Below are 13,950 nucleotides of genomic sequence, written 5' to 3' on the forward strand. Positions count from 1 at the left end.
AATTTGAGAGGAGTTTGTTACCATGGGTTTAGGTAAGAAAACGATCGACGATCAGAATTACTGCGGCAAGAAGGTCCTTGTCCGCTGCGATTTCAATGTCCCGATGAAGGACGGCGTGATCACCAACGAGAACCGCATCAATGCGGCTCTGCCCACCATCCAGAAGCTGGTCAACGATGGTGCTAAGGTCATCCTGTGCAGCCACCTGGGCAAACCCAAGAACGGCCCCGAGGCAAAGTTCAGCCTGGCACCCGTTGCTGTGGCTCTGAGCGCAAAGCTGGGCAAGACCGTTGTGTTCGCTGATGACGATAATGTTGTGGGCGAGAACGCAAAGGCTGCTGTTGCCGCAATGAACAACGGCGATGTCGTTCTGCTGCAGAACACCCGTTTCCGCAAGGAAGAGACCAAGAACATGCCTGAGTTCAGCCAGGAGCTGGCTTCTCTGGCAGATGCATACGTTGACGATGCATTCGGCAGCTGCCACCGTGCACACTGCTCCACCGCAGGTGTCACCGACTACATCAAGGATACCGCTGTCGGTTACCTGATGGAGAAGGAGATCAAGTACCTGGGCAACGCAGTCAACGATCCCGTCCGTCCCTTCACCGCCATCCTGGGCGGCGCTAAGGTCGCCGATAAGCTGAACGTCATCTCCAATCTGCTGGAGAAGGTCGATACCCTGATTATCGGCGGCGGCATGGCTTACACCTTCGTCAAGGCTCAGGGCTACGAAGTCGGCAAGAGCCTGTGCGACGATACCAAGCTGGATTACTGCAAGGAAATGATGGCCAAGGCCAAGGAGAAGGGCGTGAAGCTGCTGCTGCCCGTGGATGCAGCCTGCATCAAGGACTTCCCCGATCCCATCGACGCTCCCGTGGATGTCACTGTGGTGCCCGTCACCGCCATCCCTGCTGACATGGAGGGCTGCGACATCGGCCCCGAGACTATGAAGCTGTTTGCCGATGCTGTCAAGGCATCCAAGACCGTGGTGTGGAACGGCCCCATGGGCGTGTTCGAGAACCCCACCCTGGCAGCCGGCACTCTGGCTGTTGCCAAGGCTATGGCTGAGAGCGATGCTACTACCGTGATCGGCGGCGGCGACAGCGCAGCAGCTGTGCAGCAGATGGGCCTGGGCGACAAGATGACCCACATCTCTACCGGCGGCGGCGCTTCTCTGGAGTATCTGGAGGGCAAGGAGCTGCCTGGTATCGCTGTGATCCAGAACGCATAAGCATCTGAACCAGCATCACTGAGGTGCGGCGGCATATACGCCGCCGCACTTTTTATTTTGGGTAATAAGATCTCTCAGGCTTGCCGACGCTCGCCAGCTCCCCATCCGGGAGGCAGGAGCTGTCGTTTATCCTGCCTCTCCTGCCGGGAGAGGCGGCACCGAAGGCGGCGGGGAGGTATTTTGTGATAAGGAGATCGTTAGAATGGATAAGGCAAAGCGTAAGGCAATCATTGCAGGCAACTGGAAGATGAACAAGACCGCCACTGAGGCAGCCAAGCTGGTGGATGAGCTGATCCCCGCCGTCAAGGATGCTTCCTGTGAGGTCGTTATCTGCACCCCCTACACCGATCTGGTTACCGCCGTGGAAAAGACCAAGGGCACCAACATCCATGTGGGTGCTGAGAATGTCCACTTTGAGAAGTCCGGTGCGTTCACTGGCGAGATCAGCGCCGATATGCTGGTGGATCTGGGTGTGGAGTACGTCATCGTCGGCCACTCCGAGCGCCGCCAGTACTTTGCAGAGACCGACCAGACCGTGAACAAGCGCGCTCTGGCTGCCCTGAATGCGGGCCTGAAGGTCATCATCTGCGTGGGCGAGAGCCTGCAGCAGCGCGAGGAGGGCGTGACCGAGGAGCTGGTGCGGATGCAGACCAAGATCGCCCTGCGCGACGTGACCGCCGAGCAGATGGCAAATGTGGTCATTGCCTACGAGCCCATCTGGGCCATCGGCACCGGCAAGACCGCGACCGCTGACCAGGCCGAGGAGGTCTGCGCTCAGATCCGCAAGGTCATCGGCGAAGTGTACGGCGAGGCTGTGGCCGAGGCTGTCACGGTCCAGTACGGCGGCAGCATGAACGCCAAGAACTGCGAGGAGCTGCTGAGCAAGAAGGATGTGGACGGCGGCCTGATCGGCGGCGCATCTCTGAAGGCTCCTGATTTTGCTGTTATCGTCAATGCCGCTTCCAACGGCTGAGAAAGTCCTCTGACCTGTTTTCCCAGCGCCCGGCTGCGCCGTTTTTCCAGCGCTGTGCCGGGCGCTATTTGTTCTAAATCAAAGGAGATTCAACGTTATGTCCAAGAAACCTGTACTTCTGTGCATCATGGATGGTTTTGGCTGGGTGCCCAACGAGACCTACGGCAATGCCGTGGTCGCCGCAAAGACCCCCCATCTGGATGCCCTGATGGCAAAATATCCCATGACCACCATCGAGGCCTCCGGCATGGCTGTCGGCCTGCCCGATGGTCAGATGGGCAACTCTGAGGTGGGCCACACCAACATGGGCGCTGGCCGTATTGTTTATCAGCAGCTGACCCTCATCACCAAGTCCATCCGGGACGGTGAGATGTTCAAGAACCCCGTGCTGGTCAAGAACATGAAGGCTGCCATTGAGGCAGGCAAGGCCATCCACCTGATGGGCCTGGTGGGCACCGGCGGTGTCCACAGCCACGCTGACCACTGGTTCGGCGTGCTGGAAATGGCAAAGCACATGGGCGCAAAGGAAGTCTACCTGCACTGCATCACTGATGGCCGTGATACCGACCCCCACGCCGGCAAGGGCTTCCTGGCTGACCTGCAGGCCAAGCTGGATGAGCTGGGCGTTGGCAAGATCGCCAGCGTTTCCGGCCGTTACTACGCTATGGACCGCGACAACAACTGGGACCGCGAGGAGAAGGCTTACGCCGCATTCGTTTACGGTGAGGGCAACCACGCTGCCAACGCTGCCGAGGCCATTGAGGCATCCTATGCTGCCGATAAGACCGACGAGTTCGTTCTGCCCTGCGTCACCTGTGAGGGTGGCCGCGTGCAGGATGGCGATACCGTCATCTTTATGAACTTCCGTCCCGACCGTGCCCGCCAGATGACCCGCATCTTCTGCGATGACGACTTCAAGGGCTTTGAGCGCCGCGGCGGCCGCAAGCAGGTCAACTATGTCTGCATGGCCGAGTACGATGCCACCATGCCCAACTGCGAGGTCGCCTATCCTCCCGTGGAGCTGAAGAATGTTCTGGGCCAGTACCTGTCCGAGAACGGCAAGACCCAGCTGCGCATTGCCGAGACCGAGAAGTATGCACACGTCACCTTCTTCTTCAACGGCGGTGTGGAGGCTCCCTACGAGGGTGAGGACCGCTGCGTCATCCCCAGTCCGAAGGTTGCCACCTACGACCTGCAGCCTGAGATGAGCGCCCCTGAGGTGGCTGCTGAGTGCGTCAAGCGCATCGAGAGCGGCAAGTATGATGTGGTCATCCTGAACTTTGCCAACTGCGACATGGTCGGCCACACCGGCGTGTTCGATGCCGCTGTCAAGGCCGTTGAGGCTGTGGATACCGCTGTGGATCAGGTGGTCACCGCTGTGCTGAACGCAGGCGGCTGCGCCTTTATCACGGCTGACCACGGCAACGCCGAGAAGATGATGAACCCGGACGGCACTCCCTTCACCGCCCACACCACCAATGTGGTGCCCTTTGTGGCCGTTGGCTGCGGCGATGTGAAGCTGCGCGAGGGCGGCTGCCTGGCAGATATCGCCCCCACCATGCTGCCCTATATCGGCCTGCCTGTCCCCGCTGAGATGACCGGCAAGAGCATCATCGTGGAGTAAGCACTCCGCAAAAGAGCTTTCCTGAAACGCAAAAAGACCTCCCCGTGCAGGTGCTGCCTGCATGGGGAGGTCTTTTGCTGTATCGCTTAGTAGTGCAGCTGGTCAGCGGTCAGTGCTTCCAGCACCGGCAGCATGGCGGCTGCCTCGGCCTTGGCGGCGGGCAGATCCATATCGCGGTAGTTGCCGCATTCCACCTCGCTGGCACCGGGGATATCCCCCTCAAAGGCGGCCATGAAGCGGAAGGAATCCACGGTCAGCTCCAATGCCTGCGCCGGGGTCAGCCCGCGGGTGAGCAGGTAGAAGCCGGTGCGGCAGCCCATGGGGCCAACGTAGATCACGCCGTCCTTCACCGCGCTGTTGCGGGCGTAGGTGGCAAACAGGTGCTCCAGCGTGTGGGCGGCACCGGTGGTCAGGTAATCGCCCTGATTGGGCTTCTTCATTCGGATGTCCCAGGTCAGCACATCACCATCCTGGCGGCTCAGGTACATGCCCCGGTCCAGTTTGGTGTGATCGACACAGAAGCTTGCAATGCGTTCCATGATGTTCTCCTTCAGGATCAGGCCTGCAGGCGCTGGACGCTGCCGTGGGCACAATCCACAGCGATATCCAGGCCGTCGCGGATGTGGCTGCAGGCACCTGCAGCACCCACGATGGTGGGTTTGAGCAGGGAGTTGCCCACGATGGCAGCGTGGCTGTTCAGGCCGGGCTCCTCGACCACCAGAGCGGCGGCATCGCGGACATAGCCCAGCATCTCGTTGGTGGTGGAGGGAACGACCAGCACCATGCCGGGGCGGAACTTTGCCTTGACCTCCTCCAGAGTGCGGCAGACGCAGGCCTTGCCGCTGGCGGAGACCAGATCGGTCTTGCCGCGGCCTACGCCTACACCGGTGGCCAGGCAGTTGCCCACCATGTGGATCTTGATCATGTTGGTGGTGCCGGAAACGCCCACGGGCACGCCTGCGGTCACAACGGCCAGCTCGCCGTTGTGCAGGTAGCCGTTCTTCTGGGCCAGAGCGGTGGACATCTCAATCAGCTCATCGGTGCTGTGGGCGGGGCCCATCAGCAGGGAAGTGATGCCCCAGCTCAGGGAGAGCTGACGCTGCACCTGCTCGTCCATAACGCAGGCAATGATGGGCTGCTTGGGGCGGTACTTGCTCAGCAGGCGGGCAGTGTTGCCGGATTCGGACACGGTGACGATGGCGGCAGCGTTCACGTCCTTGGCGGTCAGGCAGGCAGCATGAGCGGTTGCATCGCTGACGCTGATCTGGATCTCGGCGTGGCGCTGGGCGCGGTAGTGCTCCTCGTTCTCGGTGCGCTCTGCAATGGCGGACATGGTCTTGAGGGCCTCCACGGGGTAGTCACCGGCAGCGGTCTCACCAGACAGCATGATGGCAGAGGTGCCATCGTAGATGGCATTTGCCACGTCGGAGATCTCGGCACGGGTGGGGCGGGGGTTGACCATCATGCTGTCCAGCATCTGGGTGGCAGTGACGATGGGCTTGCCGAAGGAGAAGGAGCGGTCGATGATGTCCTTCTGGATGCCGGGCAGCTCGGTGAAGTCGATCTCAACGCCCAGGTCACCACGGGCCACCATGACGGCATCGGCTGCGGAGAGGATGCTGTCGATGTTGTTCACACCCTCGCGGTTCTCGATTTTGGCAATGATACGGATGTTGGAATCGTACTCATTCAGCAGGTTGCGGATGTCGTACACATCCTGCGCGGTGCGCACAAAGGAAGCAGCGATGAAGTCAAAGCCGTTCTGCACGCCAAAGATGATGTCCTCGCGGTCTTTCTGGCTCAGGTAGGGCATGGACAGATGCACGCCGGGCACATTGACACCCTTTTTGGTCTTGATCTTGCCGCTGTTCAGCACGGTGCAGATGATGTCGGTGTCGGTGACCTGCTCAATGTGCAGCATGATCAGGCCGTCGTCCAGCATGATGGTGCCGCCGGGCTGCACGTCCTGGGGCAGATCCTTGTAAGTGACGGAGCAGATCTCCTTGGTGCCCTCCACCTCGCGGGTGGTCAGGGTAAAGGTCTGGCCGGCTTCCAGCATCTCCACACCGTTCTTGAACTCCTTCAGACGGATCTCGGGGCCCTTGGTGTCCAGCAGGGCGGCAACGGGCTTGCCCAGCTCCTCACGCAGCGCTTTCAGCTTTGCCAGACGGCCGCCGTGCTCCTCGTAGGAACCGTGGGAGAAGTTGAAACGGGCCACGTTCATGCCGTTTGCGATCAGGTCGCGCAGGACATCGCCCTTATCGGTAGAAGGGCCCAGGGTGCAGATGATCTTCGTTTTTCTCATAAAATACCTCCAACGTTCACGCTATAATGCTCTCTATCTTGACGCAGCAGCCCAAGCTGGCTGCTCTCTGGCGGGCAGTGATTGCTTTGCGCCCGCGGCGGCAGTATACGCCAATATGGCTGTTTCAACAAACCATACCACTATACATTATAAGCTCTTGGATACAATAGCGCAAGAAAAATCTTTGCAAAGAAACTGCTAAGATTTCATCAGGTTTGAACAAAAAACTTTCCACCACAAAGCGCTTGCATAACCGGCGGGATTTGCTTATAATGAAGGTAAGCAAAAGTGCGACTGTTCCGGGGCAGCCCCGGAGGAAAATGGAGTGAAAACATATGGAAAAGCGTGTATTTTTGATCGTACTGGACAGCTTTGGCATCGGCGCGGAGCCGGATGCAGCCGCCTTTGGCGACGAGGGTACCAACACGCTGGGGGCCATTGCAGGGCATCCCAATTTCAACTGCCCCAACCTGAAAAAGCTGGGCCTGTTCAACATTGACGGTGTGACCGCGGGCGAAAAGACCGACGCGCCCGCCGGTGCCTTTGCCCGCCTGCAGGAGCAGAGCATGGGCAAGGATACCACCATCGGCCACTGGGAGATCGCCGGTGTGGTCAGCCCGAACCCGCTGCCCACCTTCCCCAACGGCTTCCCGGAGGAGCTCATTCAGGAGTTTGAGGCAAAAACCGGCCACAAAGTCCTCTGCAATCTGCCTTATTCCGGCACTGAGGTGCTGAAGGATTACGGCGAGCAGGCCATGAAGGAAAATGCCCTCATCGTCTACACCAGCGCCGACAGCGTGTTCCAGGTGGCTGCCCACGAGGAGCTGGTGCCTGTGCCAGAGCTCTACCGCTACTGCGAGATCGCCCGTGAGATGCTGAAGGGCGCGTACGGCGTGGGCCGTGTCATCGCCCGGCCCTTCCTGGGCAGCAGCGCCGAGACCTTCTACCGCACCACCAACCGCCACGACCTGAGCCTGAAGCCGCCCCGTGCCACCATGCTCGACCTGCTGAAGGAGGCCGGCAGGGATGTTATCGCCGTGGGCAAGATCTTTGATATCTTTGACGGGCAGGGCGTGACCGAAAAGATCAAGACCACCGGCAACACCAATGGCATCGCCTTCACCAAGGCATTGCAGACCCGGGATTTCGAGGGTTTGGCCTTTGTGAATCTGGTGGATTTTGATATGCTCTACGGCCACCGCCGCGACGTGCCCGGCTATGCCGCCGCCGCCACCGAATTTGACCGCTTCCTGGCCGACTTCATCCCCGGGATGCGGGAGGGCGACCTTCTGATGATCACCGCCGACCACGGCTGCGACCCCTCCTACACCAAGACCACCGACCATACCCGCGAGTATGTGCCGTATCTGGTCTGCGGCAAGGGCGTGAAGCCCGGTGTGGACCTGGGCACCCGGCTCTGCTTTGGTACCATTGCACAGACCGTGTGTGAATATCTGGGCGTGGATGCTTCCAGCCTGGATGGCCACAGCGTGCTGCAGGAGATCCTGAAGTAATATGAGCCCTCTCAGTCACGCGATCGCGTGACCGAGAGGGTTATTTTTTGTGCAAAGTCTTGAACAATATAGTCAGTTGTGGTAGACTAGCACATGCACGCCCGGTGCGTACAAAGTTTACGCCGGGCGCAGGAATTGATATGGTTTCAGAATAGAAGGAGACTATCACATGAGAATCAATCGTACTCTGGGTCTGGCACTGACCGCTGCTGTGCTGGCTGTTGCCATGACTGGCTGCTCCAATAGTGCATCTTCCACCGCATCCTCCGCTGCTTCCAGCGAGGCTGCTTCCTCTGTTGCCGCTTCCAGCGAAGCTGCCGAGAGCGAGGCCGCTGCCGCCAGCGTTGTCAGCACCGAGGATCTGGACGTGAACGGCACCACCTACTCCGCTGACTGCTACGGCGAGTTCACCCTGTCCAACGGCGACACCATGAAGCTGTGGAAGGTGAAGGACGCTTACGCAGACCTGAGCGCTCTGCCCATGAAGGGCATGGCCGAGGAGTTCCCCATCGAGGCCGAGGCCGAGCAGATCTATGTTGCTGACGTGACCAGCAACGGCGAGACTACCCGCCAGTATCTGCGCACCGACAAGGCTGGCCGCAACGGCACTGTCTCTGTCAAGACCTTTGAGCTGGGCGACGCTGAGTAATCGCGCTTCCCGGTAAGATCAGAAGACAACAAGCCCCGGACCTTTTGCAAGGCCCGGGGCTTGTGCTGTTTTATTGTCCGCTGCTGCTGGAGCCGAACAGGGCATCCAGCACGGTGGAAGCGGCCTGATGCAGGGAGTTGGCAGCAGATTCCACCTGCTCCTGTGTGGGCAGAGAGATAGAAGGTGTTTCTGCTCCGCTGGTGGATTCACTGCTGGCTTCACTCTCAGCAGGTGCTTCGGTGGAAGCCTCGCTCTCGGCAGGCGCTTCGGGGGTGGGTTCTGCGGGCTGCTCATCGGCAGGCTGTTCCGCAGGCACGCTCTCGGCAGGTTCCTCCACAATGACGCTGTCGGGCGATTCCTCCACAGAGGTGCCCGCGTTGGGGTCAGCCGTGGGGGTGAATACCTCGGTCTTTTCGGGGGTCTGCTGGGTATCACTCACGGTGCCCTCGCCGCCCAGAACGGATGCGATCAGCTCCTTGGCCTGGTTGACGGAGTTCTCATCCGGCTTCATCACATAGAGGCTCTGACCCTTTGCGGAGTAGCACTGGGAGCTCTTGCCGCTGGTGCCGGTCACGGCATAGCTCTGGATGTCCCAGTCAGACAGGCTTGCCAGCTGCATCCGCACCAGTGCGGAGATCTGCTCCTGAGAAAGGCTGGTCACAAAGCAGTCGGACACAGCATCCATCAGCTTGGAGAAGCTCATCAGCACGGTGGGGGATTTGATCTTGTTCATCATGGCATCGATGACTTTCATCTGGTTGATGCCGCGCTGGATATCGCCGGAGGCAAAGGCATGGCGCTCACGGGCAAAGGCCAGAGCGCTCTTGCCGTCCAGATGGTTCCAGCCCTCGGCAAAGGTGGTGGGGTCATAGTAGCCGGGGCTGCCCACCGAGGTGAACGCCTGATCGGAGTAAACATCCACGCCGCCCACGGCATCGATGATGCTGATGAAGCCTGCAAAATTGATGCGGAGGTATTGGTCCACATTGACCCCGTACAGGTTGCCCAGGGTTGCCATGCTGGTCTCCACGCCGTACAGACCGGCGTGGGTCAGCTTGTCCTTGCTGTTGGTGCCCGCCAGATCAACGTAGTAATCGCGGGGAGTGTTGATGAGCGCCACCCGTTTGGTGGAGGGGTTGACCACGGCAAGGATGTTCACATCGCTGCGGGCATTTTCGGTCAGTTCGCCGCGGTTGTCCACGCCGCTCAGGTAGACCACAAAGGGCTCCTTGGTGATCTTGTTGGCCTCGGTGCCGGTGACAAGGCCGGAGGTCACGTTGTCCAGTGCACTCAGGCCCTGCTGCGCCCAGACACAGCCCAGCGCCAGAAAGGCGCACAGGAACACCGAGAACACCCGGGATACCTTGCGGGGGGCGCTGTACTCCTGGCAGCGCTTGACCAGCAGCCAGAACAGCACCAGCAGTGCCGCAATGATGACCAGATACAGCGCGGGCAGCATCTGGGTGCGACAGAGCTGGAAGAAGGCCGCAATGCTCAGAATGGCTTGTACGATCAGCAAAACAGTACCTCGTTTCGGGTTGGCCGCGCCAGTATTTGCATCCGGCCTGCGGCGGGGCGGCTTTGACTCCGGGGCAGGCCCGCCGGTATGCTTCGGCGGCTTGGGTGGTGCAGGCGGCGGGGTGGGAGCGGCAGTTTCCGGCGCAAAAAAGGCCGCGCTGTCCACCTCCACAGTCTTTTCTTCCGGCGGGCGGTGGCCCCGGTGGATGTGCCGGGTGCTGTCATCGTCCGCGTGGGAACGGGAAGTTTCATCAAACATAGGAATTCTCCTTTTTGACATGTCCTCAGGCAAGGGGCACGATGGTCAGAACGGCCCGTGCCGGCAGGCAGGTGGCCGTCTGATCCTCCTGCGAGATCCAGCCAAAGCTTTCGCAGATGTGGTCAGGGCAGGGGGAATCAATGAACCGTGCCGCGCCGTCCTTGACCTCGATGTGCACCGTCAGATAGCCGGTGTCGATGTCATAGACGGCATCCTTGTCCAGAGAGAGCTTCTGCACCGTGTTCGCATCGCCGTAGATCAGCTCCGCGCCCAGGGTGCTGCCGCTCTGCCCGGCACTGCGGAGGTAAAAAAGCACCCCCGCGATCACCAGAACAACAGCGGCGAACAGTAAATTGACCCAGAGATTTTTTTTCTGCTTCATGGCTCAGGCATCCTTCTGGGGGAACAGCTGTTCCAGCTCGGCCAGCCACAGGGCGGCGCAGGCATCGCTGGGCATCCGCCAGTCCCCGCGCGGCGAGAGGGTCACGCTGCCGATCTTGGGGCCGTCGGGCAGGCAGCTGCGCTTGAACTGCTGGGCAAAGAACCGCCAGTAGAAGTTGCGCAGCCACTTGTACAGTACCGCGTCCGGGTATTCCTCCCGGCCTGCAAAGGCTGCCCTGGCCAGCCGGAAGATCTTTGCAGGGCCAAAGCCGAAGCGGAGTACATAATAAAGGTAGAAGTCGTGCAGTTCATAGGGGCCCACCAGATCCTCGGTGCGCTGTGCGATCTCGCCGTTGTCCTTGGCGGGCAGCAGCTCGGGGGACACAGGGGTGTCGAGGATGTCCAGCAGCACCTCTTTCAGGGCCGGGGTGGCGGCAATGTCGGCTTCGTACCGGACAAGGTGGCGCACCAGCGTTTTGGGCACGCCTGCGTTCACGCCGTACATGCTCATGTGGTCGCCGTTGTAGGTGGCCCAGCCCAGGGCCAGCTCGGAAAGGTCGCCGGTGCCCACCACCAGGCCGCCGGTGCGGTTGGCGGTGTCCATCAGTTCCAGCGTGCGCACGCGGGCCTGGCCGTTCTCGTAGGTCACATCCAGCACGCTCTCGTCCTGGCCGATGTCCCGGAAGTGGCTGTGCACCGTGGCGGCAATGTCGATCTCGGTAAAGCTGACATGCAGCTCGTCACAGAGGATCTCTGCATTGCTGCGGGTGCGCTTGGTGGTGCCAAAGCAGGGCATGGTCACGGCCAGCACATCGGTGGTGGGGCGGCCCAGCTGCTTCATGGCGCGGACAGCCACCAGCAGGGCAAGGCAGCTGTCCAGACCGCCCGAAATGCCGATGACGGCTGTTTTGGCGCGGGCGTGCTCAAGACGCTTGGCCAGGCCGTCGGCCTGCATCTTCAGGATCAGCTCACAGCGCTCGGCGCGCAGCTGCTCGTTGTGGGGGATAAAGGGGGTGGGGTCTACCCAGCGGGTCAACACGGTGTCGGTCAGGGCCAGGTCGAACTCCACGGTCTGGTAGCCCTCGGTGCTGGGCTCAAAGCTGGTGTTGCGCGCCCGCTCCGATTCCATCCGCTGGCAGTCCAGCTCTGTCTCGGCAAGGCCGCCCGCAAAGGGCTTTACCTCGGCCAGCAGAGTGCCGTTCTCGGCGATCAGGTCGTGGCCTGCGAACACCATGTCCTGGGTGCTCTCGCCGTGGCCTGCCGAGGCGTACAGGTAGCCGCAGAGCAGGCGGGCAGACTGGTTTTCTACCAGTGCCCGGCGGTACTCAGCCTTGCCTACCGTTTCATCGCTGGCCGAAAGGTTGGCGATGACGGTAGCGCCTGCCAGTGCGTGGAAGGTGGAGGGCGGCAGCGCGCTCCACAGGTCTTCGCAGAGCTCCACGCCCAGCACAAAGCTGGGCATCTGGCGGCAGCGGAAGAGCAGGGAGGTGCCAAAGGGGACATCCTGCCCGCAGACATTCACCCACTCCACCTCGGTGGAACCGGGGGTGAACTGCCGCTTTTCATAAAACTCGCCGTAGTTGGGCAGGTACGTTTTGGGAACCAGACCCAGCAGCTGCCCGCGGCAGAACACGGCAGCGCAGTTGTACAGCTTGCCCCGCACCATCAGGGGCAGGCCCACAAGGGCCACGGTGTCCAGCTCCCGGCTGGCATCCAGCAGCTCCTGCAGGCCGGTCAGGGCTCCCTGCTGCAGGGTGCGCTGCAAAAACAGGTCGCCGCAGGTATAGCCGGTCAGGCAGAACTCAGGGAACACGGCCAGCTTCACGCCGCGGGCGGCGGCGGCACGCAGCTCCGTGAGGATCTGCCGGGTGTTGTAGGCGCAGTCCGCCACCCGAAGCGCGGGCGAGAGGGCTGCTGCTTTCAAAAAACCATCTTTCATCGGAGGATTTCACATCCTGTCTCTCTTGTTTGCCCACGGCGAACAACTGTGCTCCCGTGGTGAGGATAGTATACCACACTCTGGCCAAAACGAAAAGAGGGCTGTTATCAACCCTCTCTGCCTCTGCGCCTGACGGCGGGGCAAAGAAGGGTTCTAACAACCCCCTGCAGATACACCAAATGGAAAACGAGATGGACCGTAAGCCGGGTTCTGTATTAAACGACGATCTGTCTAGGCCTGCCATTGCTGACAGGCTCGTGCCGCCTTCGGGACACGCGAGCAGCGCTGTACGTCCCATATAGGCGTTGCTTCCGGTAGGGTTTACAAAGCCGCATAGTCACCCATGCGCTGGTGAGCTCTTACCTCGCCCTTTCATCCTTACCGCATTGCTGCGGCGGTTTCCTTTCTGTTGCACTTTCCCTGAGGTCACCCTCGGCTGCCGTTAGCAGTTACCGTGCTCTGTGAGGCCCGGACTTTCCTCAGAGCGGTCAAAGCCGCCCCGCCGCCGTATGTTCCACTCGTTTTCTGTTCCCCATAATACCATAAAAAAACAAGATTTGCAAGTGACGATAAAATTTGGTATAATAAATTTAAATATGGCGTGAAATTTTTGGGGAGGGACAACGGATGCAGCTGCTTTTCAATGTCCCACCCGAAGCCGACGGCGTGCTGCTGCGCGGCTTTCTGCGCCGGTGTGCCGTCTCCACGGAGCTGGCCCGGGCGGTCAAATTCCATGGCAGCGGCTTTTTTGCAGACGATGCGCCCATTCTGGCCAACCGCCGCGTGCAGGCGGGGCAGACCATCCGCTTTGCGCTGCCCGCCGACGGCCCCGGCGTGGAGCCGCAGCCTGAGATCCCGGTCAGGGTCGTTTACGAGGATGCCTTTGCCGTGGTGCTGGAAAAACCGCCCCATCTGGCGGTCCACCCCACCCTGAACTACCCCCGGGACACCCTGGCCAACGGCTATGCCGCCTGGGCGGCTGCCCACGGCGAAAGCCCGGTGTTCCGCCCGGTGAACCGGATCGATAAAGACACCAGCGGGCTGGTGCTGGCCGCAAAGAACGGCTATGCCGCGCCCCTGCTGGCCGAGGGCGTAGAGAAACTCTATTACGCCATCGTGGAGGGCGAACTGCCCCTTGGCCCCGGAGTCATCGATGCCCCCATTGGCCGAAGAGGGGACAGCATCATCGGGCGGTGCGTGACCCCCGAGGGCAAGCCCAGCCGCACTGAGTATACCATATTAAGGGCAGCGCAGGGCTTGAGCCTTGCCGCCTGTGTTCCCGTGACGGGCCGCACCCATCAGATCCGGGTGCACTTTGCATCCATCGGCCACCCGCTGGCCGGGGACGACCTTTACGGCGGGCACCGTGACCGCATTGCCCGGCAGGCGCTCCATTGTGCCCGGCAGAGTTTCCGGGTGCCGGCTTACAGCGAGGTGCCCGGCGGCATCCGGCTGGAAACGTCGGTGGGGGAACACGCCCGCACCGTTGCAGTGGAGAGCCCACTGCCCGAGGATATGCGGGCATTGCTGGATGCTGAAATATGAAAATACGGTGAA

11 protein-coding genes and 1 other RNA gene are annotated in these 13,950 nt (G+C 60.8%); 6 read left to right on the top strand and 6 right to left on the bottom strand.

The annotated features are described in order from the left end of the window. Positions 1-22: 22 nt before the first annotated feature. The 3 genes from pgk (at position 23) to gpmI (ending at position 3,828) form a co-directional block, all read left to right on the top strand. Positions 23-1,231: a phosphoglycerate kinase gene (pgk, locus tag J3352_RS04040; protein ID WP_097773591.1), complete on the top strand. Its 1,209-nt coding sequence runs from the start codon at positions 23-25 to the stop codon at positions 1,229-1,231. 202 nt (positions 1,232-1,433) lie between these two features. Then, positions 1,434-2,204 (top strand): triose-phosphate isomerase, encoded by a 771-nt coding sequence (gene tpiA / locus J3352_RS04045; protein ID WP_005931061.1) that lies wholly within the window; start codon positions 1,434-1,436, stop codon positions 2,202-2,204. Positions 2,205-2,301: 97 nt separating this feature from the next. Then, complete coding sequence (gpmI, locus tag J3352_RS04050) at positions 2,302-3,828, top strand: 2,3-bisphosphoglycerate-independent phosphoglycerate mutase (protein WP_097773592.1); 1,527 nt, start codon at positions 2,302-2,304, stop codon at positions 3,826-3,828. An 86-nt stretch (positions 3,829-3,914) separates the two neighbouring features. Here gpmI and J3352_RS04055 read toward each other — a convergent pair whose 3' ends face one another. Both J3352_RS04055 and pyk read right to left on the bottom strand, forming a co-directional pair. Beyond that, positions 3,915-4,367, bottom strand: a complete 453-nt coding sequence (locus tag J3352_RS04055) for an S-ribosylhomocysteine lyase (protein WP_097770351.1) — start codon at positions 4,365-4,367, stop codon at positions 3,915-3,917. Between the two features lie 17 nt (positions 4,368-4,384). Beyond that, positions 4,385-6,133: a pyruvate kinase gene (pyk, locus tag J3352_RS04060; RefSeq protein ID WP_156064171.1), complete on the bottom strand. Its 1,749-nt coding sequence runs from the start codon at positions 6,131-6,133 to the stop codon at positions 4,385-4,387. A 335-nt stretch (positions 6,134-6,468) separates the two neighbouring features. Between pyk and J3352_RS04065 the strand changes: the two genes are divergently transcribed. Further along, the gene (locus J3352_RS04065; protein ID WP_097773594.1) at positions 6,469-7,647 is read left to right on the top strand and encodes a phosphopentomutase; all 1,179 of its coding nucleotides are present in this window, start codon (positions 6,469-6,471) and stop codon (positions 7,645-7,647) included. 169 nt (positions 7,648-7,816) lie between these two features. Then, positions 7,817-8,296 (top strand): hypothetical protein, encoded by a 480-nt coding sequence (locus J3352_RS04070; protein WP_179859179.1) that lies wholly within the window; start codon positions 7,817-7,819, stop codon positions 8,294-8,296. A 70-nt stretch (positions 8,297-8,366) separates the two neighbouring features. Here the strand turns inward: J3352_RS04070 and J3352_RS04075 are convergent, their stop codons facing one another. From J3352_RS04075 to rnpB, 4 genes are all read right to left on the bottom strand, one after another. Continuing rightward, positions 8,367-10,073 carry an LCP family protein gene (locus tag J3352_RS04075; protein WP_097773595.1) on the bottom strand — a complete coding sequence of 569 codons (1,707 nt, stop codon included), beginning with the start codon at positions 10,071-10,073 and terminating at the stop codon, positions 8,367-8,369. A 25-nt stretch (positions 10,074-10,098) separates the two neighbouring features. Next, positions 10,099-10,455 (bottom strand): NusG domain II-containing protein, encoded by a 357-nt coding sequence (locus tag J3352_RS04080; protein WP_097773596.1) that lies wholly within the window; start codon positions 10,453-10,455, stop codon positions 10,099-10,101. Positions 10,456-10,458: 3 nt separating this feature from the next. Beyond that, a complete protein-coding gene (locus tag J3352_RS04085; protein ID WP_097773597.1) occupies positions 10,459-12,393 on the bottom strand; it encodes an NAD(+) synthase in 1,935 nt (644 codons plus the stop codon). A 183-nt stretch (positions 12,394-12,576) separates the two neighbouring features. After that, an RNA gene (rnpB, locus tag J3352_RS04090) (RNase P RNA component class A) lies at positions 12,577-12,914 on the bottom strand. Between the two features lie 106 nt (positions 12,915-13,020). Here rnpB and J3352_RS04095 point away from each other — a divergent pair. Next, positions 13,021-13,938 carry an RluA family pseudouridine synthase gene (locus tag J3352_RS04095; RefSeq protein WP_097773598.1) on the top strand — a complete coding sequence of 306 codons (918 nt, stop codon included), beginning with the start codon at positions 13,021-13,023 and terminating at the stop codon, positions 13,936-13,938. Positions 13,939-13,950 lie beyond the last annotated feature (12 nt).

It is taken from the genome of Faecalibacterium sp. Marseille-Q4164, assembly GCF_017377545.1.
Lineage (GTDB): Bacteria > Bacillota > Clostridia > Oscillospirales > Ruminococcaceae > Faecalibacterium > Faecalibacterium duncaniae.